General features: G+C 66.1%; 24 protein-coding genes. 5 read left to right on the top strand and 19 right to left on the bottom strand.

Annotated elements, in window-relative coordinates; translation table 11 throughout:
* From FDT80_RS14245 to FDT80_RS14215, 7 genes are all read right to left on the bottom strand, one after another.
* Positions 1-396, bottom strand: a 396-nt coding sequence (locus FDT80_RS14245) for a thermonuclease family protein (RefSeq protein ID WP_138662962.1), incomplete at its 3' end; no start/stop codon positions are given.
* Positions 397-485: 89 nt separating this feature from the next.
* Positions 486-2,144: a choline dehydrogenase gene (betA, locus tag FDT80_RS14240; protein WP_138662961.1), complete on the bottom strand. Its 1,659-nt coding sequence runs from the start codon at positions 2,142-2,144 to the stop codon at positions 486-488.
* A 119-nt stretch (positions 2,145-2,263) separates the two neighbouring features.
* Positions 2,264-3,715, bottom strand: a complete 1,452-nt coding sequence (gene betB, locus FDT80_RS14235; RefSeq protein ID WP_138662960.1) for a betaine-aldehyde dehydrogenase — start codon at positions 3,713-3,715, stop codon at positions 2,264-2,266.
* A 58-nt stretch (positions 3,716-3,773) separates the two neighbouring features.
* Positions 3,774-5,282: a choline-sulfatase gene (betC, locus tag FDT80_RS14230; RefSeq protein ID WP_138662959.1), complete on the bottom strand. Its 1,509-nt coding sequence runs from the start codon at positions 5,280-5,282 to the stop codon at positions 3,774-3,776.
* A complete protein-coding gene (gene betI, locus FDT80_RS14225; RefSeq protein WP_138662958.1) occupies positions 5,279-5,854 on the bottom strand; it encodes a choline-binding transcriptional repressor BetI in 576 nt (191 codons plus the stop codon). Before betI ends, betC begins: the two co-directional genes overlap by 4 nt.
* Before the next feature lie 95 nt (positions 5,855-5,949).
* A complete protein-coding gene (locus FDT80_RS14220; RefSeq protein ID WP_138662957.1) occupies positions 5,950-6,855 on the bottom strand; it encodes a DMT family transporter in 906 nt (301 codons plus the stop codon).
* 40 nt (positions 6,856-6,895) lie between these two features.
* Entirely contained in the window at positions 6,896-7,495 is a 600-nt protein-coding gene (locus tag FDT80_RS14215; RefSeq protein ID WP_138662956.1) for a LysE/ArgO family amino acid transporter, read from the bottom strand.
* Between the two features lie 90 nt (positions 7,496-7,585).
* Here FDT80_RS14215 and FDT80_RS14210 point away from each other — a divergent pair, with 90 nt between their 5' ends.
* The 3 genes from FDT80_RS14210 to FDT80_RS14200 all read left to right on the top strand — a co-directional run bounded on the left by FDT80_RS14210 (position 7,586) and on the right by FDT80_RS14200 (position 9,927).
* Positions 7,586-7,867 carry a hypothetical protein gene (locus FDT80_RS14210; RefSeq protein WP_138662955.1) on the top strand — a complete coding sequence of 94 codons (282 nt, stop codon included), beginning with the start codon at positions 7,586-7,588 and terminating at the stop codon, positions 7,865-7,867.
* Between the two features lie 220 nt (positions 7,868-8,087).
* A complete protein-coding gene (locus FDT80_RS14205; protein WP_138662954.1) occupies positions 8,088-8,336 on the top strand; it encodes a hypothetical protein in 249 nt (82 codons plus the stop codon).
* A 370-nt stretch (positions 8,337-8,706) separates the two neighbouring features.
* Complete coding sequence (locus tag FDT80_RS14200) at positions 8,707-9,927, top strand: cation:proton antiporter (RefSeq protein WP_138662953.1); 1,221 nt, start codon at positions 8,707-8,709, stop codon at positions 9,925-9,927.
* 72 nt (positions 9,928-9,999) lie between these two features.
* Here FDT80_RS14200 and FDT80_RS14195 read toward each other — a convergent pair whose 3' ends face one another.
* Positions 10,000-10,740, bottom strand: a complete 741-nt coding sequence (locus FDT80_RS14195; RefSeq protein ID WP_138662952.1) for a YebC/PmpR family DNA-binding transcriptional regulator — start codon at positions 10,738-10,740, stop codon at positions 10,000-10,002.
* Positions 10,741-10,955: 215 nt separating this feature from the next.
* On the opposite strand from FDT80_RS14195, the gene FDT80_RS14190 reads away from it, so the two are divergent.
* Positions 10,956-12,728: an SLC13 family permease gene (locus tag FDT80_RS14190; RefSeq protein WP_138662951.1), complete on the top strand. Its 1,773-nt coding sequence runs from the start codon at positions 10,956-10,958 to the stop codon at positions 12,726-12,728.
* A gap of 93 nt (positions 12,729-12,821) precedes the next feature.
* Here FDT80_RS14190 and FDT80_RS14185 read toward each other — a convergent pair whose 3' ends face one another.
* The 5 genes from FDT80_RS14185 to mgtE all read right to left on the bottom strand — a co-directional run bounded on the left by FDT80_RS14185 (position 12,822) and on the right by mgtE (position 18,462).
* A complete protein-coding gene (locus FDT80_RS14185; protein WP_425472013.1) occupies positions 12,822-14,576 on the bottom strand; it encodes an SLC13 family permease in 1,755 nt (584 codons plus the stop codon).
* Positions 14,577-14,633: 57 nt separating this feature from the next.
* Positions 14,634-15,563 carry a DMT family transporter gene (locus FDT80_RS14180; protein WP_138662949.1) on the bottom strand — a complete coding sequence of 310 codons (930 nt, stop codon included), beginning with the start codon at positions 15,561-15,563 and terminating at the stop codon, positions 14,634-14,636.
* Between the two features lie 4 nt (positions 15,564-15,567).
* Entirely contained in the window at positions 15,568-16,380 is an 813-nt protein-coding gene (locus FDT80_RS14175; protein ID WP_138662948.1) for a TIGR00282 family metallophosphoesterase, read from the bottom strand.
* A 103-nt stretch (positions 16,381-16,483) separates the two neighbouring features.
* The gene (locus FDT80_RS14170; protein WP_138662947.1) at positions 16,484-17,065 is read right to left on the bottom strand and encodes a 5-formyltetrahydrofolate cyclo-ligase; all 582 of its coding nucleotides are present in this window, start codon (positions 17,063-17,065) and stop codon (positions 16,484-16,486) included.
* On the bottom strand, positions 17,062-18,462 hold the full coding sequence (mgtE, locus tag FDT80_RS14165; RefSeq protein ID WP_138662946.1) for a magnesium transporter: 1,401 nt from the start codon (positions 18,460-18,462) through the stop codon (positions 17,062-17,064). The genes FDT80_RS14170 and mgtE overlap by 4 nt, the downstream gene beginning before the upstream one ends.
* A 124-nt stretch (positions 18,463-18,586) precedes the next feature.
* Here mgtE and guaD point away from each other — a divergent pair, with 124 nt between their 5' ends.
* Positions 18,587-19,909 carry a guanine deaminase gene (guaD, locus tag FDT80_RS14160; protein WP_138662945.1) on the top strand — a complete coding sequence of 441 codons (1,323 nt, stop codon included), beginning with the start codon at positions 18,587-18,589 and terminating at the stop codon, positions 19,907-19,909.
* Here the strand turns inward: guaD and FDT80_RS14155 are convergent.
* The 6 genes from FDT80_RS14155 to FDT80_RS14130 all read right to left on the bottom strand — a co-directional run bounded on the left by FDT80_RS14155 (position 19,896) and on the right by FDT80_RS14130 (position 26,818).
* Complete coding sequence (locus tag FDT80_RS14155; RefSeq protein ID WP_138662944.1) at positions 19,896-20,906, bottom strand: ABC transporter permease; 1,011 nt, start codon at positions 20,904-20,906, stop codon at positions 19,896-19,898. The genes guaD and FDT80_RS14155 overlap by 14 nt on opposite strands.
* Positions 20,903-22,402, bottom strand: a complete 1,500-nt coding sequence (locus tag FDT80_RS14150; RefSeq protein WP_138662943.1) for a sugar ABC transporter ATP-binding protein — start codon at positions 22,400-22,402, stop codon at positions 20,903-20,905. Before FDT80_RS14150 ends, FDT80_RS14155 begins: the two co-directional genes overlap by 4 nt.
* A gap of 67 nt (positions 22,403-22,469) precedes the next feature.
* Positions 22,470-23,546 carry a TMAO reductase system periplasmic protein TorT gene (gene torT, locus FDT80_RS14145; RefSeq protein ID WP_138662942.1) on the bottom strand — a complete coding sequence of 359 codons (1,077 nt, stop codon included), beginning with the start codon at positions 23,544-23,546 and terminating at the stop codon, positions 22,470-22,472.
* Positions 23,547-23,602: 56 nt separating this feature from the next.
* Positions 23,603-24,574 (bottom strand): 5-oxoprolinase subunit C family protein, encoded by a 972-nt coding sequence (locus FDT80_RS14140; protein WP_138662941.1) that lies wholly within the window; start codon positions 24,572-24,574, stop codon positions 23,603-23,605.
* Positions 24,567-25,442: a 5-oxoprolinase subunit B family protein gene (locus FDT80_RS14135; protein ID WP_138662992.1), complete on the bottom strand. Its 876-nt coding sequence runs from the start codon at positions 25,440-25,442 to the stop codon at positions 24,567-24,569. The genes FDT80_RS14140 and FDT80_RS14135 overlap by 8 nt, the downstream gene beginning before the upstream one ends.
* Positions 25,442-26,818 carry an acetyl-CoA carboxylase biotin carboxylase subunit gene (locus FDT80_RS14130; protein ID WP_138662940.1) on the bottom strand — a complete coding sequence of 459 codons (1,377 nt, stop codon included), beginning with the start codon at positions 26,816-26,818 and terminating at the stop codon, positions 25,442-25,444. The genes FDT80_RS14135 and FDT80_RS14130 overlap by 1 nt, the downstream gene beginning before the upstream one ends.

Here is a 26,818-nt window from a genome sequence, read left to right as displayed (position 1 = left end):
ACGCCTGTAGGCAAAGGCCAGCCCGTCAGACACCAGCGCCTGGCCGATGTCCGCGCCGGCGGTCTTGCAGCGGGCGACGACGCGCCCATAGCGGTCTGTGTCGACCGCGGTGCAGCGTGCCTGGCGCCCGCCGTAGCGTGCCGCCACCTGCGCGTTGACCCATGCGCCGCAGGCCCAGGGCGTACCATCGGGTCGCGCGCATGTCTGGTCGCTTTCGGGGGCGTCGATGCCATGCAACCGCACCCGGATCGCGCCCACGTCGAATGTATCGCCATCGACCACGCGGATCACGCCGGTGACATCGGCGGCGATGGCCGGCGCGGCCAAGACCGCCAGCCACGCGCCAAGCCACAGCCGCAGCCACCACCCGGTCGCGAATGAATGTTTACCCGTCATCCCCCCTGTGTGAGCGGGTGGCGCGGCCGGATCAATGCAATTCGTTAACGAAGGTTAACAAATCGTTAACACCGGCGGCGCGGGCGGACCTATCGCTGTGCCGTCTCCCAGTCGGGATGCACCCACGGCGCGTCATTGGCCCGCGCAAGCGGGTCGCGGCCCAGCAGCAGGTCGCTGGCCTTTTCGCCCACCATGATCGACGGCGCATTCAGATTGCCGTTGGTGATGCGCGGAAAGATGCTGCTGTCGGCCACGCGCAGGGCATCGACGCCGATGACCCGAGTCTGCGGATCGACCACCGCGCCGGGGTCGTCCGCCGCCCCCATCCGGCAGGTGCCGCAGGGGTGATAGGCGCTCTCGGCATGTTCGGTGATGAAGGCGTCAAGCTCCGCGTCCGATTGCACGGCGGCACCCGGCTGGATTTCGTGTTTCACGAAGGGCGAAAAGGCCTGCTGCCCGAAGACCTCTCGCGTCAGGCGGATGCAGGTGCGGAAATCTTCCCAGTCCTGCGGGTCGGACATGTAGTTGAACGCGATGCGCGGATCGTCGGCCGGATCGGCCGAACGCAGCGTGACCGCCCCGCGCGAGGCCGACCGCATCGGCCCGACATGCGCCTGAAACCCATGCCCCTCGGCCGCGACCTTGCCATCGTAGCGCACGGCGATCGGCAGAAAATGATACTGGATGTCGGGATAGGGTATACCCGCACGGCTGCGGATGAAGGCCGCGCTCTCGAACTGGTTCGATGCGCCCATGCCGGTTTTCGTGAACAGCCACTGCGCCCCGATCCGCGCCTTGGACATAAGGTTCCAGTACCGATAGAGCGTGATCGGCACTTTCGAGGCGTATTGGATGTACAGTTCCAGGTGGTCCTGCAGGTTGCGGCCCACGCCGGGGCGGTCGGCCACCACCTCGATGCCGTGCTCGGCCAGATGTGCTGCGGGGCCCACGCCCGACAGCATCAGCAGCTTGGGCGAGTTGATCGAGGAGGCGGCGATCACCACCTCACGGCGCGCGCGGATGATCTCGAGCTTGTCGCCGCGCCGCACCTCGACGCCCACCGCGCGCCCGTCCTCGATGACCACGCGCTGCGCCAGCGCGCGCACCACGTCGCAGGTGTCGCGCCGCAGCGCGGGGTGCAGGTAGGCATTGGCCGCCGACCAGCGCCGGCCCTTCCACACCGTCTGCTCCATCGGGCCGAAGCCTTCCTGCTTTTGCCCGTTGTAATCGCCCGTCACCTCGTAGCCCGCCTGCTGCCCTGCATCGACAAAGGCCTTGAACAGCGGGTTGTCGCGGGGTCCGCGGCTGACGTGCAGCGGCCCGTCGGTGCCTCTCCAGTCCGGATCGCCGCCGTGGCCGCCGTCGTGCCAGCTCTCCATCCGCTTGTAGTAGGGCAGCACATCGGCATAGGACCATCCGGCCGCGCCGGCCTGCTCCCAATGGTCGAAATCCATCGGGTGACCGCGCACATAGACCATGCCGTTGATGCTCGACGATCCGCCGATGACCTTGCCGCGCGGACAGGCAAGCCGCCGGTTGCCCAGGTGCGGCTCGGGCTCGGACTGAAAGCCCCAGTCGTAGCGCTTCATGTTCATCGGATAGCTGAGCGCCGCCGGCATCTGGATGAACGGACCGGCATCCGTGCCACCATGCTCGATCACCAGCACCGAGGCTCCCGCCTCGCTCAGCCGGTAGGCCATCGCGCACCCCGCGCTGCCCGCACCCACGATCACAAAATCCGCTTCCATCGCTTGTCTTTCCTTTTCATTCGTCCGCCGCGGGTGCCGTCCGCTGGCCCCGATATCGCGGGGCAGCCGCCGCCGGCATGTCGTGCGGCGTCAGCCGCGCCGCGGGATCACACCACCGCTCAGAATGGCGCCTCCACATCGCCCATGCGCACATAGACCGACTTCAACTGGCTGTAATGCTCGATCGCGGCGCGCGAATTCTCGCGGCCCACGCCCGAGGATTTCATGCCGCCAAAGGGTGCCTCGACCGGCGCGTCGTTGTAGGTGTTGATATAGCAGGTCCCGGCCTCGAACCCGGCGGCCACGCGGTGCGCGCGGCGCAGGTCGTTGGTGAACACCCCCGCCGCCAGCCCGAATTCGGTGGCATTGGCGCGCGCCATCACGTCGGCCTCGTCGTCGAACTCCAGCACCGCCATCACCGGGCCGAAGATCTCTTCGCGCGCGATCGCCATGTCGTCGGTCACATCCGCGAAAACCGTCGGTTGCAGGTAGAACCCCTCGCGGTCGAGCCGCCCGCCCCCCGTCACCAGCCGCGCGCCCTCGGCCTTGCCCTTGGCGATGTAGCCCAGCACGATGTCCAACTGGCGCTGCGACACCATCGGGCCAAAACTGGTGGCGGGATCCATCGGATCGCCGATCACGGCCTTGTCCAGCCGCTCTGCCAGACGCTCGAGGAACACGTCTTTGATGTCGCTGTGCACAAAGACCCGCGTCCCGTTGGAGCAGACCTGCCCCGAGGAATAGAAGTTGCCGAGGATCGCGCCGCTGACCGCGTTGTCGATATCGGCATCCTCGAAAACGATCATCGGGCTCTTGCCGCCCAACTCCATCGTGACGTGCTTGATGCCTTCGGCGGCGGCGGCATAGACCTTGCGGCCCGTGGGCACCGACCCGGTCAGCGACACCTTGTCCACCCGCGCGTCCGTGACCAGCGACGCGCCCACGTCGCCCATGCCCTGCACCACGTTGTACAGTCCGGCAGGCAGGCCCGCCTCGTGCAGGATCTCGGCCACCTTCAGCGCGCAGAGCGGCGTCGTCTCGGACGGCTTGAAGATCACGGCGTTGCCGCAGGCCAGCGCCGGCGCGCCCTTCCAGCAGGCGATCTGGGTGGGATAGTTCCACGCGCCTATGCCGACGCACAGGCCCAGCGGTTCGCGCCGGGTATAGACCCAGTCCTCGCCCAGCTGGATATGCTCGCCGGTGAGCGAGGCCGCGATGCCGCCGAAATATTCCAGCGCATCCGCGCCGCTGGTGGCATCCGCCACGCTGGTTTCCTGGTAGGGCTTGCCGGTGTCGTAGGTCTCAAGCACCGACAGGTCGTGGTTGCGTTCGCGCATGATCTGCGCCGCGCGGCGCAGGATGCGCCCCCGCTCGGTCCCTGTCATCGCGGCCCATGCGGCCTGCGCCGCGCGCGCGGATGTGATCGCGTGCTCGACGATGGCGGGGGTCGCGGCATAGACGGTCGCGATCGTCTCGCCGGTGGCGGGATAGATCACGTCGATCTCCGTGCCGTTGGTGTCTTCTACATATTCGCCGTTGATGAAGTGGCTTGCCTTGGGTTGTGTGGTCATGATGTCCTCGGTCTGGTTTCGGGCCGCGCGCGGCGGTCAAAGGGGCTGGCGGGCGGCGTCATTCGCCGCGGGGAAAGCGTTTTCGGTCTTCCAGCGTGTTCAGGTCCATGTGGTTGCGCATGTATTGTTCAGACGCGTCGCGCAGGGGCTGGTAATCCCACGGGTAGTATCCGCCCTGCCGCAGCGCGTCATAGACGACCCAGCGCCGGGCCTGGCTTTGGCGCACGTCGGCGTCGAAAGCCTCCAGATCCCAGCGCGCTTCGGCCTTGGCCCTGAGCGTCCGCAAGGTGCCCTGGTGGGCCGGCACCTGCGCCAGGTTGGTTCGCTCGTGCGGATCCGCGTCCAGATCGAAAAGCTGGTCGGGGTCGAGCGTGCAGAGATTCAGCTTCCACTTGCCGTAGCGCAGCGACACCATCGGCGCGTAGGACGCCTCGGCGGCGTATTCCATCGCCACCGGCGCGGTGCGCTCCTCGCCCCGCCCCATCGGCACCAGCGACTGCCCCGAAGTCCAGGGCATCACGTCGTCCATCGACACGCCCGCCAGATCGCAGAGCGTCGGACAGACGTCGATGGTGCTGACCGGCGTGGTCTGCAATCCCGGGTCCATCTGCGGCGCGGCGATCATCAGCGGCACGCGGCTCGATCCCTCGTAGAACGACATCTTGAACCACAGGCCCCGTTCGCCCAGCATGTCGCCATGATCCGACACGAAGACGACGATCGCCTCTTGCCGGGTGTCTTCCAGCGTCTGCAAAATCTCGCCCACCTTGTCGTCGAGATAGCTGATGTTGGCGAAATAGGCGCGGCGCGACCGGCGGATGTCGTTTTCGGTGATGTCGAAGCTGCGCCAGTCGTTGGCATCGAAGATGCGCCTGGAATGGCAGTCCTGATCGTCGTAGGCCATGGCGGGCACCATTGGCAGCAGGTGGTCGCACTCCGCGTAGAGATCCCAGTACTTGCGCCGCGCCACGTAGGGATCGTGCGGATGGGTGAAGCTGACGGTCAGGCACCAGGGCCGCGCATCGCCGCCGCGGCTCAGGTCATAGAGCTTGCGGGTGGCGTTATAGGCCACGTCGTCGTCGTATTCCATCTGGTTGGAGGTCTCGGCCACGCCCGCCCCGGTGACCGAGCCCATGTTGTGATACCACCAGTCGATCCGCTCGCCCGGTTTGCGGTAATCCGGGGTCCAGCCGAAATCGGCGGGATAGATATCGGTGGTCAGCCGTTCCTCGAAGCCGTGCAGTTGGTCGGGGCCGACGAAATGCATCTTGCCCGACAGGCAGGTCTGGTAGCCCGCGCGCCGCAGGTGGTGGGCGTAGGTGGGAATGGAGGACGCGAATTCAGCCGCGTTGTCATAGACGCCCGTTTGCGAGGGCAACTGCCCCGACATGAAGGCCGCCCGCCCCGGCGCGCAGAGCGGGCTGGCGGTATAGGCGTTGCGGAACCGGGTGGACCGGGCCGCCAACCGCTTGAGGTTGGGCGCATGCAGCCAGTCGGCGGGGCCGTCGGGAAACAGCGTGCCAGTAAGCTGATCGACCATCAGGATGAGGATGTTGGGCTGCGTCATGCGGTGCGATCCAATAGGGTGTTCAGGGTGGACAGGGCGGCGGCGCGGGCATCCTGCGCCGTGGTCGCCCGCGACAGCGCCGCGCGCAGATAGAGCCCGTCGATCAGCGCCGCGAGCGTTTCGGCATCGGCGTCGGGCGACCGGCTGATCGGGCGCAGCGCATGCGTCAGGTTCGAGCGCAGACGCTTTTGGTAGAGCATCAGCAGCCGCCGGGTCTCGGAGTTGGTCTGGGCCTGCGCATAGAGCGTCATCCATGCGCTGATCGTCGCGGGCGCAAAGCACGAGGGCGCGAAACTGGCCGAGATGATCGCGGTGGCCCGGTCGCGCGGCGACACGGTGCCTTTCAGCGCGCGGCGCACTTCATCGCCGAAATCGCGCAGGATGTGGCGCATCGCGGCCAGGAAAATCTGGTCCTTGCCGCCGAAATAGTGATGCGCCAGCGCCGTGGACATGCCCGCGCGGCGCGCGATCTGGCCGACGGTCACATCCAGCGACCCCCTCGCGCCGATCTCGGCGATCGTCGCCTCGACCAGGGCCGAGCGGCGAATAGGCTCCATTCCGACTTTTGGCATTGCGTACCGCTCCCCTGCGAGTGGCCTGCAGGGTGGTTGCTTTTTATTGACCCGTCAATCAATAAAAATAATCTTTGTGATCAGATGCTTGGGTGCTACAACTTGGTCGCATTGGTCGGCGGAGTGACCGGCTTTCGATTGATCACCGCCTCGCGCCAGGTGATGAAGGTCACGGAGGCGAGAATCATCACCCCGCCCAGGACGACCCAGATGTCCACCTGTTCGTCGAACACCACCGCGCCCAGCAGCACGGCCCAGATCAGCTGGGTAAAGGTCACAGGCTGGGTCACGGTCACCGGGGCAGCGGCAAAGGCCAGTGTCATGGTGTAATGCCCCGCGGTGGCCAGGCAGGCGACGCAGAACAGCAGCGCCAGATCGCCGGGTCCGGGCGTGACCCAGTTGGCCAGCGCGAAGGGTGCCAGCGTGATCGTGACGAAGATCGACAGCATGGCCACCACGACCGCCGGCTTCACCTCGTCGGCGAGCACCTTGGCGGAGAGGTAGGAGCCGGCAAAGACCACCGCCGCCAGCAGCATCGCCAGGTGGCCGCTGCTGACCTCGCGAAAGCCGGGGCGCAGGATGATCGCCGCCCCCGCCAGCGCCGCGATCACCGCCGCGATGCGCCGAAAGGCCAGGGTTTCACCCAGAAACAGGGCCGCCCCCACGGTGACATAGACCGGCGCGAGGTAATTCATCGCGGTCACATCCGCGATGGGGATACGCACCATGGCATAGAACCACAGGATGACGCCCACCCCGTGACAGAGCCCGCGCACCCCGAACAGCCGCCACTGCCGCGCCGTCAGCTGTGCCGCGCGCAGGGACCCGATGGCAGGCAGCAAGAACACCAGCCCCATGCCGTAGCGCAGGAACGCCATCTCGGCGGGGGGCATCCGCGGGCCCATGGTCTTGACCAGGGCCGTCACGCCGATAAAGCACACCCCGGTCACGAGCATCCAGAAAATCCCGGCTGCCGGGCGGTGGGGGAGCGCTGTTGTCATGGCGTCATCTGCACAGTATTTCGCCCGGCGATGCAAGCGCTTAGCCCAGAATAAGCTTGGCCGCGATGGCCCACATCGTCAGCGCGACGATGCCGTCGAGCACCTGCCAGCTGCGCGGACGGGCAAAGAGCGGCGCCAGCCCCCGCGCGCCGTAGCCCAGCCCGAAAAAGAACGCGAAGCTGGATAGGACGGCGCCCGCGCCAAAGGCAAGGCGGCTGTCGTATTGCGCCGAGATCGAGCCGAGCAGAACAACCGTGTCGAGATACACATGCGGGTTCAGCCAGGTCAGCGCCAGCAGGGTCAGCAGCGTCGGCATCAGCGGCTGTGCCGCGGCCCCCGTGGCATGCAGCGCCTCGCCGCCGCGCCATGCCGCCCGCGCGTTCCGCGCCCCGTACCAGATCAGGAACGCCGCCCCGCCCCAGCGCATCGCCGCCTCGAGCCAGGGCGCCGCAAGCGCCAGTGCGCCGAACCCCGCCACGCCCGCGCCGATCAGAACCGCATCCGACAGCGCGCAGGTCAGGCAGACCCAGAACACGTGATGCCGCCGCAGCCCCTGCCGCAGGACAAAGGCATTCTGCGCGCCGATCGCCAGGATCAGCGAAAACCCCAGCAGGAAGCCGGGCACGAAGGCGGTGGTCATGGGCGGGCTCCGGGGGTTGTGCCCGCGTTGACTAGCGGCAGCATGGAGATTTCTCAAATAAAATCATGCAATGGCAGTGAAGCGCGGCCAATGCAGATCGACCCACAGCAGCTTGCCATCCTCACCGTCATCCTGCGCGGCTTGCGCTGCATCGCGACGGCCAGCCCCGGTTTCACCGCGCGGTGGTTCGCCGGCGCGATCACCGCGCGGACCCTGGGCGAGGCGCCGATGATGGCGCTCACCGCCAAGGACCGCTTGCAAAACCGCCGGGCGCAGGACCTGACCGGGCGTGGGTGGCCCCGCCGGTCCACCTGCTGCGCCCGGCCCACGCTTTTGTCGATGCGGCACTTGCCGGCATGGCCTGGGGCATGAACCCGGCATCGCGGGATCGAGATCATCTGGACCCGGGGCGCCGTGTCGCGCTGGCGTCCCTGACCGGCCTTGTGCGCGCGGGCGGCGCGGCAGCACCTGATCCGCGACTTCACGGCTTTGTGAACGCTCACAAACATCTCTCGGAAAACTTATCCGGGCGCTCTGGCGTATCTGCTATGACTACCCCATATGACGGGAACGCAAAAAGGACACGCGCAAGATGTTTGACGACACCCAAAAACTGGATTTGAGCTCCAAGGACCTGTCCTTGATCGAAGATGCTTTGCACACCCAACAAAAGATCCTGTCGATGCAGAGCCGGGCCGGTGGCGCCGAGGCCAAGAGCCGGCTGACCGACCTCAAGCAATTGCTGCGCCGCCTGCGCCAGCAGACACCCGAAGAACGGGCGGAAAACCGCGGCGGCAGCACCGTCAGCTGGAGCCAGATGGCGCGTTCGCTTTTTTGCTGACGCCCCTACTGCGCACCCGGCGATGATGCGCGCGCGGCGACCGGACACGGGCGGCATCTGACCCCAACGACACCGTTTCGGCACAAGTCCGTGCCTTGTGTCCGTGCCTTGTGTCTGCGGGGCGACGGCACTGATCCCGACCAATCACCGCCGGCGAGCCTTTGTTCCGCGCTGTGCATTCCCGAGGGCGACGACCCTGTCGGTCGGCCGCCCGGCCCCGGAATCACGTTTTCCGCGCACACATCCGCATTCCTCGGGCCGCGATCCGATCCCTTCGCAACGACCAAACCACTTTGGCAAATTGCCGCGCATCGGCATGTGGTGTATATTCGACCCGCGTCAATCGAGGTTCCGACCTAAGAGGGATGCGATGGATTTCTTCTACATCCTGTTGGTGTTGCTTGTCCTGACACGGGCCTTCGGCGAACTGGCGGAGCGCCTCAGCCAGCCGTCGCTTGTCGGCGAATTGATCGCCGGGGTCGGGCTGGGTTCGATCGTCGCCACGTTTCCCGACGATTTCGCCGCCATCGCCGTCATCGCGGACAACACGGTCTTTGCGTCGATCACCGATCTGGGCATGTTCTTTCTGATGCTGTTCGCCGGGATCGAGATGCAGCCCAAGAAGATGGCGGAGCGCTCGGCGGCCTCGGTGGTCATCGCGATCGGCGGCATGGTGCTGCCGCTCGGGCTTGGCCTGCTTCTGGGCGTGGCGTTCCTGCCCGACACGCCGCTGCGTGCGGCGCAGTGCCTGTTTCTTGGAACCGCATTGGCAATCACGGCGGTTCCGGCCACGGTGCGCATCCTCGCCGATCTGGGCAAGCTCGACACGCCCTTCGGCGAGACGATCGTGTCCGCAGCCGTGTTCGACGACGTGTTCAGCCTTGTCCTGCTCGCCTCCCTGACCGGGATGATCGAGGCCGGCGGCCTGCCCGATCTGGCCACGCTCGCGATTCTGTCCGGGCAGGTCGTGCTGTTTTTCGTGATTACCATTCTGACGGGCGTCTATATCTTTCCCTGGGGCGGTCGCCTGATGACCCGCCTCAAGGTGCATGAAATCGAGATGAGCGCGATGCTGGTGGGGGCCTTTGCCTTTGCGGTGCTGGCAGAGCTGCTGCATCTCCACTTCATCGTCGGCGCCTTCGTCGCGGGGCTTTTCTTTGGCCGGAACACAATCGACGAGGCAAGCTATGACCGGTTGGAAAAGTCCATTTCGGCCATAACATTCGGGTTTCTCGCCCCGATCTTCTTTGCGTCGATCGGGATGGAGATCGACTTTTCCTCGGTCCTCGACGCCCCGCTGTTCGTCACCCTGCTGATCGTTTGCGCCTTCGTGGGCAAGATCGCGGGGTCGGGTATCGCGGCCAGGGCCTTTGGCTTTTCAAGGGTAGAGGCGACCTGCATCGGCGTCGGGATGAGCCCGCGCGGCGCGGTCGAACTGGTGATCGCGGGCATCGCCCTGGACGCCGGTCTTTTCGCGACCGGCGGCGGCGTCGTTCCGCATATCTTTTCGGCGGTGGTGGTGATGTCGGTCGTCACAACCGTGGTCAGCCCGATCATCCTGTCGCGCATATTCCGCATGCAGCCGGGCTAGACGCAAGCGCCGTCCGGCGTGCCGCTGGCCCTGCCCCCCCTTGCCAACGGACCGGGCCGGGGGGGGGGTGTGTCAAAGTTGCGCCATCACCTCGTCGGAGGCCTCGAAATTGGTCGTCACGCGCTGCACGTCATCGTCGTCTTCCAGTGCATCGACCAGCTTCATCAGCTTTTCCATGTTCTCCAGGTCCATCTCGGTCGTGGTCGTCGGCTTCCACACCAGCTTGGTCGAGTTACTCTCGCCCAGCTCCGCCTCGAGCGCCGTTGCCACCTCGTTGAGGTCGGTATCCGCGCACCAGATCGTGTGGCCTTCCTCCGTGCTCTCGACATCCTCGGCCCCCGCCTCGATGGCGGCCATCAGGACGGTGTCGGCATCGCCCACCTCGGCGGGATATTCGATTTCGCCCTTGCGGTCGAACATGAACCCGACGCTGCCGGTCTCGCCCAGGTTGCCGCCGTTCTTGGTGAAGGTCGAGCGCACGTTCGACGCAGTCCGGTTGCGGTTGTCGGTCATCGCCTCGACGATCACCGCGACCCCGTTCGGCCCATAGCCCTCGTAGCGGATCTCCTCGTAATCCTCGCCCTCGCCGACCTGCGACTTCTTGATCGCGCGGTCGATCACGTCCTTGGGCACGGATTGCGATTTCGCCTCCTTCACCGCAAGGCGCAGGCGCGGGTTCTTGTCGGGGTCGGGGTCGCCCATCTTGGCGGCCACGGTGATTTCCTTGGCAAGCTTGGAAAACAGCTTGGATCGCACCGAATCCTGACGGTTCTTGCGGTGCTGGATATTTGCCCATTTTGAATGGCCGGCCATTGGACGCTCCGATCTGCGAAAATTTGGCCTTGTCATATCCAGCCCGCGCACAAGCCGCAAGCGTCTGCGTCGCGCTGGGCCATTGGCGCGGCCGCGTCCTGCGGCCGGTGCCCACAGTCGCCCGCCCTGGCACCGGGCCCGCCCGCGCGCCCCCCGCAGGCCCAGGGCAAGAATTGTCGATGACGGCCCGCCGCAATGGGTGTAAGCGCATGGGCATGACCCAGGACCAGATCATCCTTTTTTCGCTTTTCGGCGCGGTTTTCGTCTTTCTGATCTGGGGACGATTTCGCTACGATATCGTTGCGTTCTCGGCTCTGATGGCCGGTGTCGTTCTGGGCGTGGTCCCGACCAAGGACGCCTTTTCCGGCTTTGGCCACCCCGCGACGCTGGTGGTGGCGCTGGTGCTGGTGGTGTCGGCGGGGCTGGTGCGGTCGGGCGCGGTGCTGCTGATCACCCGGACGATTATCGACAGCAGCCGCAGCCTTGCCGGGCATATCACGCTGATGGGCGCCATCGGCGGCGTGCTCTCGGCGTTCATGAACAACGTCGCGGCGCTGGCGCTGTTGATGCCCGTGGACCTGCAGACCGCCCGCAAGGCGGGCCGGGTGCCGGGGCTTACGCTCATGCCGCTCAGCTTTGCCACGATCCTCGGCGGAATGGTGACGCTGATCGGAACGCCGCCCAACATAATCATCGCCGCGATCCGCGAAGACGCCCTCGGCGCGCCGTTCTCGATGTTCGATTTCGCCCCGGTCGGCGGTGCGGCGGCGCTGGCCGGCCTGGTCTTCGTCGCATTGATCGGGTGGCGGCTCATCCCGCTGCGCGGCGATGCCTTCCTGCAACCCGAAGACCTGTCGCCCTATATCGCCGAACTCACCGTGCCCGAAGGCAACCGCGCCATCGGCAAACGGCTGGCCGAACTCTCCGACACCGCAGAGAAGTCGGACGTCGCGATCATCGGTCTGATCCGCGACGGCAACCGGCGCTACGGCCAAGCGCGCAACGTCCCGCTCAAGGCCGGCGATGCGCTGGTTCTCGAGGCAACGCCGGATGCGCTCGACGAATTCCGTACCGCGCTGGACCTCGCGATGGCCGACGCCCGCCGCGAGGAACAACTGCATGCGGACGGCGAAGGGGTCGAGATCATCGAGGTCGTGGTGACCGAAACCTCGCGCCTGAACGGCAAGACGGCCCAGGCGGTGGGGCTGGCCTGGCGGCAGCGGACCGTGCTCATGGGGCTGTCGCGCAGGGGCCAGAACATCACCCAAGGCCTGCGGCGCACCGTGTTGCAGCCCGGCGACATCCTGCTGCTGCTGGTGCCGCGCGACACCGCGCCGGACGTGACCGACTGGCTGGGCGTGCTGCCGCTGGCCGATCGCGGGCTGGCGGTCACCGAAAACCGCAAGGTCTGGCTGGCCATCGGCCTCTTCGGCGCGGCGGTGGCGGCGGCCAGTTTCGGCCTGGTGTACCTGCCCGTCGCGCTGGGTCTGGTGGTTGTCGCCTATGTCCTGGCCCGGATCGTGCCCCTGTCGGAACTCTACAGCCATATCGAATGGCCCGTCATCGTCCTTCTCGGGTCGATGATCCCGCTGGGCGCGGCGCTCGAAACCTCGGGGGGCACGGAACTCATCGCCGGTGCGCTGGTGCGCTGGACCGGCGGATTGCCGGCCTGGGCCGTGCTCACGGTGCTGATGGTGGTGACGATGTCACTGTCGGATGTGCTCAACAACACCGCGACGACCATCGTCGCGGCCCCCGTCGGCATCCAGATGGCGCAATCATTGGGCGTGTCGCCCGACCCTTTCCTGATGGCGGTGGCGGTGGCCGCCTCCAGCGCGTTCCTCACCCCGATCGGTCACAAGAACAACACCCTGATCCTCGGGCCGGGCGGCTACGGCTTCGGCGACTACTGGCGCATGGGCCTGCCGCTCGAAGTGATCGTGATCGCGGTGTCCATTCCCACCATTCTTGTCGTCTGGCCCTTGTAGGCCGATCCGCCGCACTGGGGCCCTGCCGGAGAAATGGCGGAGCCATTTGGACGGGGCATGTCTTGCGGCGCAGCCGCGCCTGTCCAGACCGGCCTAGAGCGGCCAAATGAACGGGATGATCACCGACACAAGGATCGACATCGTCAGGTTCAGCGGGATGCCGATGCGCATGAAATCGGTGAACTTGTACCCACCCGGGCCATAGACCAGCGTGTTGGTCTGGTATCCGATCGGGGTGGCAAAGGCGCAGGAGGCGGCGATCATCACCGCCACCACCAGCGGGCGCGGATCAAGGCCGAGCGCCATTCCCAGCCCGATGGCCAGGGGCGTCATGATCACGGCCACCGCGTTGTTGCTGACGATCTCGGTCAGGATCGTCGTCAACAGGAACACCACGAAGACCACCAGCGCCGGCGGCATCGTCTCGAGCCCGGGCGAGATGGAGTCCACCACCAGCGCGATGGCCCCCGAACTCTGCAACCCGGCACCCACCGCGAGCATCGAAAAGATCAACGCCAGCAAGCGCCCGTCGATAAAGGAAAACGCCTCGTCCGCGTCGATGCAGCGGGTGACCAGCACGATCGCCACCGCCAGCACCGCCAGCAACAGGATCGGCGCCACGTTCAGCGCCGCCAGCGCCACGATCCCCACCAGCGCGCCGATGGCGATCGGCGCATGGCCGCGGCGAAACGCGCGGCTCGAGGGATGCGAGACATCGACCATGTCCATGTCGGCCGCCAGCCGCTGGATGTCCTCCGGCGCGCCTTCCAGCAGCAGCGTGTCGCCGATCTTGACCACCAGGTCGTCAAGCTGCCGGCCGATGTTCTGGTTCCGGCGGTGCACGGCCAGCGGATAAACCCCGTAGCGCCGCCGCAGGCGCAGCGACCCGAGGCTTCGGCCCACCATCTTGCAGCCGGGCGTGATCAGCACCTCGACGGTCGTCGTCTCCACCGCCGAAACCTGATCGACGCGCTTGAGTTCCTTGTTGGATTGCAGGCTCAGAAGTTCGGTCATCTGCGTGCGCAGCACCACGCGGTCGCCGACCTGCAACCTGACATCCGCCAGGTTGCGGCGCAGCGACTGATCGCCGCGCACCACGTCGATCAGCCGCACGCCGTCGCGCTTGAAAAGCTGCACCCCCGTCACCTCGCGCCCGATCAGGTTGCTGTCGGGGGGGATCACCGCCTCGGTGAAGAACTTCATCTTGGACTTGTCGCTGAGCATGTTGGCCATGCTGTCGCGCTCGGGCAGCAGTTTGGGCCCCAGAACGGTCATGTAGATCAGCCCCCAGACACAGACCACGAGGCCGATCGGAAGGATTTCGAAGATGCCGAAGGGATCGAGCCCCTGGCCGCGCGCGACGCCGTCGACCAGCAGGTTGGTCGAGGTGCCGATCAGCGTGAGCGAGCCCCCCATGATCGCCGCATAGCTGAGCGGAATGAGCAGCCGCGACGCCTTGGTCTCCAGCGTCTGGCTCAGTTGCACGACCACCGGGATCATCACCACCACCACGGGGGTATTGTTCATGATGGCCGATGCGGCCATCACCGTCAGGATCACGCCCGCCACGGCAGAGCGCGGATGGGTCTTGGCATAGCGTTCGGCCATTCGCGTCAGCACATCCAGCGCGCCGGTGCGCACCAGCGCGCCCATCACGATGAACATCGCCGCAATGGTCCAGGGTGCCGGATTGCTGAGGACCACCAGCGCATCGTCATAGGGCAGCACGCCAAGGCCCAGCATCAGCGCGACACCGGCGATGGCCACGACCTCGGTGGGAAAGGTCTCGCGCACGAAGAGCGTGAACATGACCACCACCACGACAAGCGAGGCGACTGCGCCAACCATGGGCGATAGCTCGATAAAGGGCATGTCCGGGGGGTGCTCGCTCTGTCTTCGGTGAACTCAGGGCGCAGTGTCGCCGATCGCCCTGCCTTGGGCAAGCGTGGCGTGCGGGCGCGGCTGCACGAGGTAGAGCCCCGCGAACATCATCGCCAGCGCGGCCCAGACAAAGGGCGAATAGGCCTCGCCCAGGATGAGCTTGGCCCAGAGGATGCCGAAGCCGGTGACGAAGTAGCTGACCTGCACCGCAAAGACCGGGCCGGCGCGCCCAACCAGCCAGACATAGCCCGCATAGACCAGAACATGCGCCACCGACGACCCCACCAGCGCCCATTGCTGCGGGTCGAGCGGCGGGCGCGGATCGATCCATTGGCCTGACACCCAGGCCACCGGGGCCATGATCACGGCCCCCACCAGCGACGCGCCATAAAGCACCTGGATGGGGTTCAGCCCCTCGGTGCCCCACTTGGCGACCACGTTGCCCTCGACGGCATAGAAAGCCCCGGCGATGAGCGCGACGAACACCCAGAACACCGCGACGTCACCGGGCAGCGCCACCCCCGGCGCCACGATCAGCAGCACGCCGCACAGCCCGGCCAGCAACCCCGCCAGACGCCGCAGGCTGAACCGGTCAAGCCCCAGGGCCAGAGCGATGGGAAAGGCGAACATCGGGATCATCGACAGCAGGATCGACAGGATGCCGGAGGGAACATGCACCGCGGCCTGGTACGACGCGGTGTTGGGCAGGATGGTGCCGATCATCGCCAGCAGCAGGTATAGCCGCAGGTGGCGCCGCGCAAACGGCAGCGAGATGCCGCGCAGCGCGCAGATCGCCGCCATCAGCGCCGCGCCGATCGCCAGTTGCCAGAACACCAGCCCGAAGTGTCCGTAGCCGGTGCTGACGGCGATCTTGGTCAGGGGCTGCGTGATGCCCCACCCCGCGCCCAGCACCACGAGCACGGCGCAAAAGATCACGACCTCGCGCCGCGTCATGGCCTCAGGGCGCCGCCGCTTGCAGCAGCCCGCCGTCGCGCACCATCGCGATGCGCGTGGCGCGGCCGGTGCGGTCGTCGGTCTCGACATAGACGCCCGACAGGGTCGCCTCGCCGTTGGCGGGGGTGAACCGTTCCTTGGGCATGCCGGTGATGAACCGGCGCAGGGGTTCGGCCTTGTCCATGCCGATCACCGAATTGTAGTCGCCGCACATGCCCGCATCGGTCAGGTAGCCGGTGCCGCCGGGCAGGATCATCGCGTCCGAGGTCGGCACATGGGTATGGGTGCCCACCACCAGGCTGGCGCGGCCGTCGCAGAAATGGCCCATCGCCATCTTCTCCGAAGTCGCCTCGCAGTGCATGTCGACGATTACCGCGTTGGCCAGTCCGCCCAGGGGATGCGTTTTCAGCACCGGGTCCAGCGCCGAGAACGGATCGTCGAAGGGCCGTTTCATGAAGACCTGGCCCAACGCCTGGGCCACCAGCACTTTTTTCCCGGTCTTGGTGGTGAACATCCGCGCGCCCTTGCCCGGCGCGGTTTTCGAGAAATTCAGCGGGCGGATCACGCGCGGCTCTTGTTCGATAAAACGCAGCATGTCCTTTTGATCGAAGGCATGATCGCCCAGCGTCAGGCAATCGGCGCCCGCGTCCAGCAGGGTTTTCGCATGCGCCCCCGACAACCCCGCGCCCGAGGTGGCGTTCTCACCGTTGACCACGATGAAGTCGAGCTTCCACCCGGTCCGCAAGCGGGCCAGGTTCTCGGTAATCGCGCGGCGACCTGCGCGGCCCATGACATCGCCCAGAAACAATAATCTCATGGCGTGATGGGTAGGGCGCGCCGCGCCCCGCGGCAAGGGCGGATCGACATTTTCTGTGCCATGAGGTCATGGGGGCGGCGGGCGCGGTGTCGCCGCGGGCCGCCTAACCCTTTGCCGAAGTCCGGTCGATCTCGATCACGCCGCTTTCGGTCACGATCATGTCCAGAAGCTGATCCGTCGCCTCTTGCGGCAGGTCGTCCATTTCCTGCGCGGCAAAGGCGAAGCCGATGGCCAGCGTCGGCCGCCGTGCGCGCAGGAGTTCCAGCGTCCGGTCATAGAAGCCGCCGCCATAGCCCAGCCGCCCGCCTGCGCGGTCGAACGCCATCAGCGGCACGATCAGCAGTTCGGGTTCGAAAAACTCGGGCGCGGCCGGAACCTGCGCGCCGAAGGTGCCTGTGACCATCGGCATGTCCGGTTCCCAGCGGGCGAATTGGAGCGGTGACGCCTTGGCCATGATCACGGGCACGCCGACGGGACCGTGGGCCGCCGCTTCGGCCATCGCGGGCAGCGGGTCGATTTCGCACCGCATCGGCATGTAGCCCGACACGGGCACGCCGCGGTATCCCGCCAGCACTTCGGACAGGACGCCCGCCGCGGTATCGCGCGAGGCTGCGGCATGCGCCAGCCTGCGCCGGTCCAGCGCCGCCGCGCGGGCGGCGGATTTGCGCAGGGCCAGCGGGCTCATAGCAAGACAGCCGCCGCAAGGCCCAGGAAGGCGAAGAAGCCCACCACGTCCGTGACCGTCGTCACGAAGGCCCCCGAGGCCAGCGCCGGGTCCACGCCCACGCGTTCGAGGATGACCGGGATCGCCGTGCCCGCAAGCCCCGCGACCACGAGATTGATCACCATCGCCGCGGCGATCACGTAACCCAGGCTGGGCGAGCCGAACCAGACGACACCGACAATGCCCATGATCACCGCGAAAATGATACCGTTGACCAGCCCCACCAGCACTTCGCGCCGGATCACCCGCCAGACGTTGGCGCCCGTCAGGTCGCGCGTGGCGATGGCGCGCACCGCCACGGTCAGCGATTGGGTGCCCGCGTTGCCGCCCATCGACGCCACGATCGGCATCAGGACGGCCAGCGCGACAAGCTGCGCGATCGCCGCCTCGAACTGCGAGATGACCATCGACGCGGCAATCGCGGTCACAAGGTTCACGGCCAGCCACGGCAGGCGCTGCTTGGTGGTTTCCATCACGCGGTCCGACAGCGAGCCTTCGCCGACGCCGGCAAGGCGCAGGATGTCCTCCTCGTGTTCCTCGTCCAGCACCGACATCGCGTCGTCGATGGTGATGACGCCGATCAGCCGCCCCTCGTCGTCGACGACCGGCGCGGAAATCAGGTGATACTGGTTGAACGCATAGGCGACGTCGGCTTCGGGCTGGGTCGCGGTAAAGACCTTGAAGGTGTCCTCCATGATGTCGATCAGGCGGGTGGCGCGCTTGGTGCGCATCAGCTTGCCCAGCGTCACGTTGCCGATGGGGTGCAGGCGCGGATCGATCATGATGACGTGATAGAACTGGTCGGGCAGTTCCTCTTCGGGGGTGGCGCGCAGGTAATCGATGGCCTGGCCCACGGTCCAGTGCTCGGGCGCCATCACGACCTCGCGCTGCATCAGGCGGCCGGCGGAATATTCCGGATAGGACAGCGCCTGCTGCACCGCCACCCGGTCGCTGTCCTCGAGCGCATCCAGAACCGCGGCCTGCTGCGTGTCGTCGAGGTCTTCGACCAGATCGACGACATCGTCGCTGTCCATGTCGCGGACCGCTTCGGCCAGCACCTGCGGGGTCAGGATCGCGATGACTTCCTCGCGGATCGATTCGTCGAGTTCGGACAGGATTTCGCCGTCGAATTCACGATCGTAGAGCCGGATCAGCCGCGACCGGTCATAGCCGCTGATCTGCTCCAGAAGGTCGGCGATGTCGGCGGCGTGCAGCGGCTCCATCAGTTCCGTCAGCTTGGCGGCGTCGTCGATCTCCACCGCATAGAGGATCGCGCTGATGTCCTTTTGCGACAGGGTATATGCCTCGTCCTCGCGCGCGTCGCGATCCTGCTCGGCTTCGGTTGACTGGTCGCTCATCACACACCCTTTCGCTTTGGGCCGGACCTTAGTCGGGCGCCGGAGCGGTTACAATCCGCCGCCTGATGCGTTTTTTGCGCAGGCTTCGATTTACCGCGGCCGCGCGTCGGCCTAAAGACGGGCCATGACACACAGCACGCTGATCCTTGGCCAGACATTCGAGACATGGGGCAACCCGCTGACCCGCCCCTGGGAGGAGGTCGCGCGCATCCGGTCGGGCGGCGGGGTGCTGGTTCAGAACGGGGTGATCGCGGCGGTGGGCGACGGCGCGGCGCTGCGGCGCGACCATCCGAACGTGGCCGTGACGGATTACGGCGATGCGCTGATCTCTCCGGGGTTCATCGATGCGCATGTGCATTATCCGCAGACCGCGATGATCGCGAGCTGGGGCAAACGGCTGATCGACTGGCTGAACATCTACACCTTCCCCGAAGAAATGCGGCTGGCCGATCCGGCCTATGCCGCGCGCATCGCGGACCGCTATCTCGATCTGGCGCTGGATCACGGCACCACCACGATGAGTTCCTTCGCCACCATCCACCCCGGTAGCGTGGACGCGTTTTTCGACGCGGCCCTGTCGCGCGGTCTGCGCGCGGTGACGGGCAAGACCTGCATGGACCGCAACGCGCCCGACGGCCTGCGCGACACCGCGCAGTCGGCCTATGACGACAGTCGCGCCCTGATCGCGCGTTGGCAGGGTCGGGGGCGGTTGGGCTATGCGATCACGCCGCGGTTCTCGCCCACCTCCACGCCCGACCAGCTCGAGGCCCTGGGCGCGCTCTGGGCCGAATACCCCGATTGCCTGATGCAGACCCATCTGAGCGAGCAGACCGACGAAATCGCATGGGTGCGCGATCTTTTCCCGCAGGCGCGCGACTACCTCGACACCTACGAGGCGCATGGCCTGCTGGGCGCGCGCGGCGTCTATGGCCATGCCATCCACCTGGAGCCGCGCGAAGTGGACCGGCTGGCCGAGGTCGGCGCGGCGGTGGTGCATTGCCCGACCTCGAACACCTTCATCGGGTCGGGGCTGATGGATCTGGCGGCGCTGGCGGCGCGCGGCATCCCGGCGGGGCTGGCCACGGATACCGGCGGCGGGTCGTCGTTTTCGATGTTGCGCACGATGGCCGCCGCCTATGAGATCGGGCAGTTGCGCGGCACGCCCCTGCACGCGGCGCACCTGATGTACCTGGCGACCGCCGGATCGGCCCGCAGCCTGCATCTGCAGGATTGCATCGGCACGCTGGCACCGGGGATGGAAGCGGATCTGGTGGTGCTCAACCTGGCCTCGACCCCCGCCATCGCCCAGCGCAGCGCCGAGGCGCGCGATGTCTGGGAACAGGTGTTCGCGACACTGATGATGGGCGACGACCGCGCCGTCAAAGACGTCTGGATCGCCGGGCAGCGCCGCGTCGCCGCCCGTCAGGGCCGCGTCAGTCGCCGCTGAGGATCAGGCGGTAACGAAGCTGATCGAAGATCACGGCAAGGATCAGCAGCGAGCCCAGCAACACCATCTGCATGTAGGAACTGACCTGCGCGAGGTTCATGCCGTTTTGCAAGAGCGCGATGAAGAACGCGCCCAGTACCACGTTTTCCACCCGCCCGATGCCGCCGCGCAGGGACACCCCGGCGATGACGCAGGCCGCGATCGATTCCAGCGCGATCGAGCCGCCGAGGTTTGCCTCGCCGGATTCCACCCGCGCGGTCAAAAGCAGCCCCGTCAGCGAGGCGATGAGCGCGCAGATCACATAGGCCAGCGTCAGCGTGCGGCGGGTGTTGATCGCCGACAGATGCGCGGCCTTGATGTTGCCACCCACGGCATAGACCTGGGTGCCCAGCCGCGTTCGCGACATGAACAGCCACATCAGCACGATGCACGCCAGGGCCACCAGCACCGGCACGGGTACGCCCCAAAGCCTGCCGAACCCGAAGGTATCGGCAAAGGCGAAGGGCAGGCCCGACACCGGCACACCCCCCGTCAGGAACAGCGCAAAGCCCGCGCCCACCGACGACACGCCCAGCGTCATGATGAAGGGCGAGACGTTGAAAAAGGCGACGCCCAGACCGTTCACCAGCCCGACCATCAGCGCGGCGCCGAAGCCCATGAATGTCCCGATCAGGATCGCGATCCACACCGCATCGGGAAAAATGCCCGCCGCCCAGACCATGCCCAGCGCCGACACGACGGAGGTCAGGGCGATCGCCGTTCCCACCGACAGATCGAAGCCGCCGGAAATCAACACCAGCATCTGCCCCATCGACACCAGCACCAGGTACACCGACTGCCGCGCCACGTTGACCAGGTTCTGCCCCGTGAGGAACTTCGACGACAGCGCGGTGAAGATCACCAGCGCGCCGACAAGGAAAAACGGCAGGACGCCGACCCTGACAAACACGGTCCGCAGCGCGTGCACCGCGCCGTTGCGTTTCACTTCGCTCGTCATACCACTGCTCCGCTTTCGTCAAAGAAAAATCTGAGAACCTGTTCTTCGGTCATGTCCGCCCCGGTCAGCTCCGCGCTCAGACGCCCCTGCGCCATGACCAGGATCCGGTTGGCGAGGTTCAGCACCTCGGGCAGGTCCGAAGAGATCACCACGACCGCCTTGCCCGCTTCCGCCAGTTCCTTGATCAGAAGATACAGTGCCGAACGGGTGCCCATGTCGACCCCCACCGTGGGTTCGTCGAAGATGTAGACTTCGGCGTTCTGACCGAAGCATTTGCCGAACAGCACCTTTTGCTGGTTGCCGCCCGACAGTTGCGACACGGGTTTGGTGCGATAGGAGGGCTGCAATTCCACGTGGTCGGAAATCGCCTGTGTCTCGCGGCGCACGGCGCCCCAGTTCACGAACCAGCCGCCCTTGCCCAGCTTGTCCCCCATCACGAGGTTCAGCCCGAGGTTGTCGTTGGAGGTCTTGGCCAGGTCGAGCCCCTCTGCCTTGCGGTCCGGCGACAGGTAATAGAGCCCCGATGTGATGATCTGCGCCGTGCTGGCGTCGCTGATGTCATTGCCCAGCAACTCCACCCGCCCGCCGTGGCGCGGCAGCAGCCCCATGATCGTGCGGAACAGCCGGGATTTGCCCGACCCGACCAGCCCCGCGACGCCCAGCACCTCGCCCGCGCGCAGGGTGAACGACGCGCTATGGAGGCCCTTCGATCGCAGGCCCTCGACCTTCAGAACCTCCGCTCCCGGCGCCGCGTCGATCCTGGGATAGATCTCGTCGATGGCGCGGCCGGTCATCATCTCGACCAGCGCGGCATCGTCGGTGTCGGCCATGGGCACGGTGCCCACCTTGGCCCCGTCGCGCAGCACGGTGATGCGGTCGGCGATGCGGATGAATTCCTGGATGCGGTGCGAGATATAGACGATGCCGATGCCGCGCCGCTTCAGCGACAGGACGAACTTGAACAGGTGATCGACCTCGCGATCGGTCAGCGATGCGGTCGGCTCGTCGAGGATCAGCACCTTGAGGTCGCCGTGGAACGCCTTGGTGATCTCAACCATCTGCTGCTGGGCGCGCGACAGGCCGGCGACGACGGCGTTGGGGTCGATGTCAAAGCCAAGCTCGCCCAGCATCCCGGCGGCGCGGCGACGCATCGCGCGGTGATCGACAAAGGGGCCGCGGCAGGGCTCCCAGCCGAGAAAGATATTCTGCGCCACGGTCAGCGTGGGGATCAGGGAAAATTCCTGGAAGACGGTATAGATGCCCTTGGCCTGGGCGTCGGCGACGCTGGCGAAGGCCACCGGCTGACCGTTCAGCAAGATGTCGCCCGAGGTCGGCGCTTTGGCCCCGGCAAGCATAGAGATCAGCGTGGATTTGCCCGCGCCGTTTTCCCCGAAAAGCACGTGAACCTCACCCTCGGCCAGATCGAAATCGACCGCGTCGAGCGCCACGACACCGGGGTAGCGTTTCGTCAGTTTCCTGGTTTCGATCAAGGACATGGGGGGCTCCGGAAATACGGGCCGGAGCGATCCGGCCCGTATGATTTAAGTGAACCGGGTCAGCGGCTTAGTTGCTGACCGTGAAGACGGGCGAGAAGCCTTCGGGCGGCAGGATGTTGGTGCGCGCCACGTCGTCGATGTTGTCGGGATCCACCACGAAGATCTTGGGGCCGACATGCTTGACGTAATCCTTGCCCTCAAGGATGCGCACGGCCTGATCGACGGCGATGCGGCCCTGGATGACCATGCTGTCGGCCGGCGCGGCCAGGATGAAGCCGCGCTGGATGCCGGTATAGACGCCCGGCGTCATGTAGAAGGCCAGCAGATCGGTCTTGCCCTGCAGCCCGCGTTCGCGGATCAGCCCTTGGGCGGCTTCGGCCGTCACGGCGGTGCCCGCCAGATAGCGCACTTCGGGGTTGGCCTGCAGCACATCCTCGACCAGCTTCAACTGGGTTTCCTTGCCGGTGTCGCCATAGCGCGGCTCCAGCACCTCGACAGCCGATCCTTCGACCGCTTCGAGAAAGCCGGTATTGGCCGCCTCGACCCAGCCCGCGCCCGCCGGTCCGGGGAACCAGCCGACCTTGACCGGCTCTGATCCCGCGGGATGCTTTTCGGCGAGGTAGGTGCCGATTTCGGCGCCCATCGTCTTGAACGACACCAGCGATTTGGCCGCCAGATCGGGCGAGGAGATGCCGTTGACAAGATCGATCACCGGGATCCCCTGACCGGAGATTTCCGCGATCACGTTGTTCAGGCCGTCGGCGGAAATCGCGCCGATGATGACCGCATCGGCCCCGGCGGCGACGCAATCCTCGATCTGGCCGATCTGGTTGTTCAGCTCGGTATAGCCGCCCGCCTCAAGCACGTTGAGGTTGACGCCAAGGCGCTTGGCCTCGTCCACCACGCCGTAGTCCACGCCAAGCCAGTAGGCGTCTTTCATGTGCGGGAAGGACACGCAGATGTTCCACGCTTTCTCGGCCTTGTCCAAGGCCTCGTAGCTGATGCTGCCGGGGGTGGCGTCGGCGGCGAAGGCCGGCGTCATCTCCTGCGCGTCGTAGGGAAACCACGCGTCCTGTGCGGATGCGGCGAGCGGCAGGAATGCGGCTGCACTCACTGCGGTTGCGACTGTCGTGACGTATCTCATGTTCTGACCTCCATGTCAGGCAAGGTTGACGTTGATTGCTCTGTCTTGTCGGGCTCTTAGCCGAGCTCTTGTCTCATTCTTTGCAGCATCGCCTTGCGGTCGGCGCGTGCGGCAAGTGCGGTCGGCATGTCGACCTTTTCGAACTTGACCGGCGTATGCGGCTGCAACTGGCCGATCAGGTCCATGTCGGCGGAAATGATCGCACCCAGCGTGAAATACCCGCCGCCCGACACCGCGTCGCGGTGCAGCACGATCGGCTCCGTGCCGCCGGGCACCTGGATCGACCCGTAGGAATAGCATCCATCCACGATGTTGGAGGGGTCCGCGCCCGCGCCGAAGGGTTGTTCGCGCTCCACGAATTCGAGTTTGCGACCGCCCTTGAAGCGGTATCCCATGCGGTCGGCTTCGGCGGCGACGGTCCATTCGTCGTCGAAGAACCCCTGCCCCGCGGCTTCGGTCAGGCGGTGCCAGTAGAGCCCCGGCAGAACCCGCAGGCGTGCCGGTGTCCCGGGCCCGCGGCGCAGATCGTCGGCGATGCGGCGGCCCGCCCTGGCGGTGCTGCCTTGATCGCCCACGGGCACGGTGTCGCCCGCGATCAGCGCGCGACCGTCGATCCCCCCGAGCGCCCCGATGGGATAGGTCGCACGGCTGCCAAGGTTGGGTTCGGTCGCGATGCCGCCGCTGATGGCGATATAGGCGCGCGCGCCCCCCTTTAGGTAGTCGAATTTGAGAACCTGCCCCTTACGCACCTCGAACGAGGTCCAGGGTTCGCGGATGTCGCCGTCGATCTTGGCGGGCAGGTCGGCGCCGGTGACGGCGACGATGGCGTCCTGGGTGAACTCGATCTCGGGGCCCATGAACACCGCCTCGAGGCCCGCCGCATCCTCGGGGTTGCCCACCAGCATGTTGGCGGCGCGCAGCGCGAAGCGGTCCATCGCGCCGCTCATCGGGATGCCGAGGTGGAAATAGCCGGGGCGGCCAAGGTCCTGGATCGATGTCGAAAGGCCGGGATTGATGATCTTAAGCATTGTCGAGGGCCTCCAGAAGCTTGGCATTGGTGCCGGCAACGTCCGCGTTCCACGCGTCGAGGTCGAAATCGACCTCGGCGGTGCGCGGGGTGTAGGTATTGGCCTCGACCTGCGCCAGGATCTCGTCGTATTCGGCGCGGTCGATGGGCTTCCACTTCACGATGTCGCCCGGTTTGAAATAGACCAGGAAATCCTTGAGGTAGCTGGTGGTCTGCGTGGGGTCGTAGATCGGCATCGGGGTGATCCCGAACATCTGGTAGCCGCCCGCGCCGCGCACCGAATAGATGCAAGAGAAACTGCCGCCATAGCCCACGGTCTGTTTGGGCGTATCGGTGCGCGGGCTCAGGTACTTGGGAACCTGGATCTGCTTGTCGCGCTCCACCAGCTGATAGAGAAACGGCAGCCCCGCGACAAAGCCCACCATGGACACGAACCACGGCTGGCTGTGGTGCGCCACGATGAAATCCTCGGCACTGTCGTAACCGTTGATCCGCGCCGCATAGTCGAGATCGGTGCCCGTCGGATCCTGGTGCCGCTCGCGAAAGCGCATCAGCGTCTCGTGCGTCCAGGGGTCCTGGTAGTAGACCGGGATTTCGACGATGCGCGTGGTCAGACGCTTTTCCGCGTCCTCGGCCCGGTGCTCGAGCTCCTTGACCTTTTCCATCATCTTGTCGGGGTGAATGACATCCGGATCAAAGCGCACCTGGAACGATGCGTTCGCGGGACAGATTTCGGTCACGCCCTCGATATTCGCCTCGCGAACGGCGTTGCTCATCGACAGGGATTTGAAAAAGGCGTCCAGCGACATCTCGTCGTCCATTTCGACGTAGATATGCTCGTCGCCCCCATTGGTGTAGCGGGTCTTCATCATGCGTCTCCTGTTGCTTTGCTCAGGTGTCCGGCGTCCAGCCACGGCTCGAGCCACTGGGTGTGAAAGTCGCCCGATGCGACCGTGGGGTCGCCCGCCAGCGCCTTGTGCAGCGCGGCGGTGGTTTTCAGGCCGCCGATTTCCAGGTCGTCCAGCGCCGCCGACAGGCGCGCGATGGCGTCGGCGCGGTCGGCGCCATGCACGATCAGTTTGCCGATCAGGGAATCGTAGAAGGGCGGGATCTGGTAGCCTTCGTAGAGAAAATGATCGAAGCGGATGCCGTCGCCCTGCGGGATCTTGAGCGATGTGACCTGCCCCGGAAAGGGCATGAACTGCATCATCGGATCCTCGGCGTTCAGCCGCACTTCGATGGCGTGGCCGCTGCGGGTGATCTGGTCCTGCGTCACGCTCAGGGCGTCGCCGCCGCAGACCCGGATCATTTCCTGCACCAGATCGAAGCCGGTGATCATCTCCGTCACCGGGTGTTCGACCTGGATGCGGGTGTTCATCTCGATGAAGTAGAATTCGTTGCGGGCGCTGTCGTAGAGGTATTCCAGCGTGCCCGCGCCGCAGTAGTCCACCGCACGCGCCAGCGCCACGGCGCTGTCGCACAGCTTGTCGCGGGTGGCGTCGTCAAGGCAGGTGGCGCCCGCCTCCTCCCAGACCTTTTGCCGGCGGCGTTGCAGCGAACATTCGCGTTCGAAGAAATGCACGGCGCGCGTGCCGTCACCCATGATCTGCACCTCGATATGGCGTGGCTTTTGCACCGCGCGCTCCAGATACAGGCCGCCATCGCCAAAGGCGGCTTCGGCCTCGGCCCTGGCCTGCGGGGCCAGCTTGCGGAACTCCGCCTCGGTGTCCGCGATGCGGATACCCTTGCCCCCGCCCCCGGCGGCGGCCTTGATCATCACCGGATAGCCGATCTCGTTCGCGACCTCTGCCGCGGCATCGATGCTGTCGATGCGGCCCTTCGATCCGGGCACCACGGGCACGCCTGCCGCGATCGCCGCCTCGCGGGCCGCGACCTTGTCGCCCATCCGTTCGATCGTGCCGGCGCTTGGCCCGACAAAGATCATCCCCGCCTCTGTCACGGCGCGCGCGAAGCTGGCGCTTTCGGCCAGAAAGCCATAGCCGGGGTGCACGGCGTCGGCCTTGGCCGCCTTGGCCGCGGCGACGATGCCGTCGATGTCGAGATAGCTTTCGCGCGCCGCCGCCGGGCCGACGCAGACAGCCTCGTCCGCCTCGCGCACCGCCAGCATGTCGGCATCCGCCTCGGAATAGGCCTGGATGCTGGTCACGCCAAGCGCCTTGGCGGCCTTCACGATGCGCACGGCGATTTCGCCCCGGTTGGCGATGAAAAGGCGGTCGATATTCAC

Source organism: Sulfitobacter sabulilitoris, from assembly GCF_005887615.1.
Lineage (GTDB): Bacteria > Pseudomonadota > Alphaproteobacteria > Rhodobacterales > Rhodobacteraceae > Sulfitobacter_E > Sulfitobacter_E sabulilitoris.
This window is presented reverse-complemented; position numbering and strand designations above follow the sequence as displayed.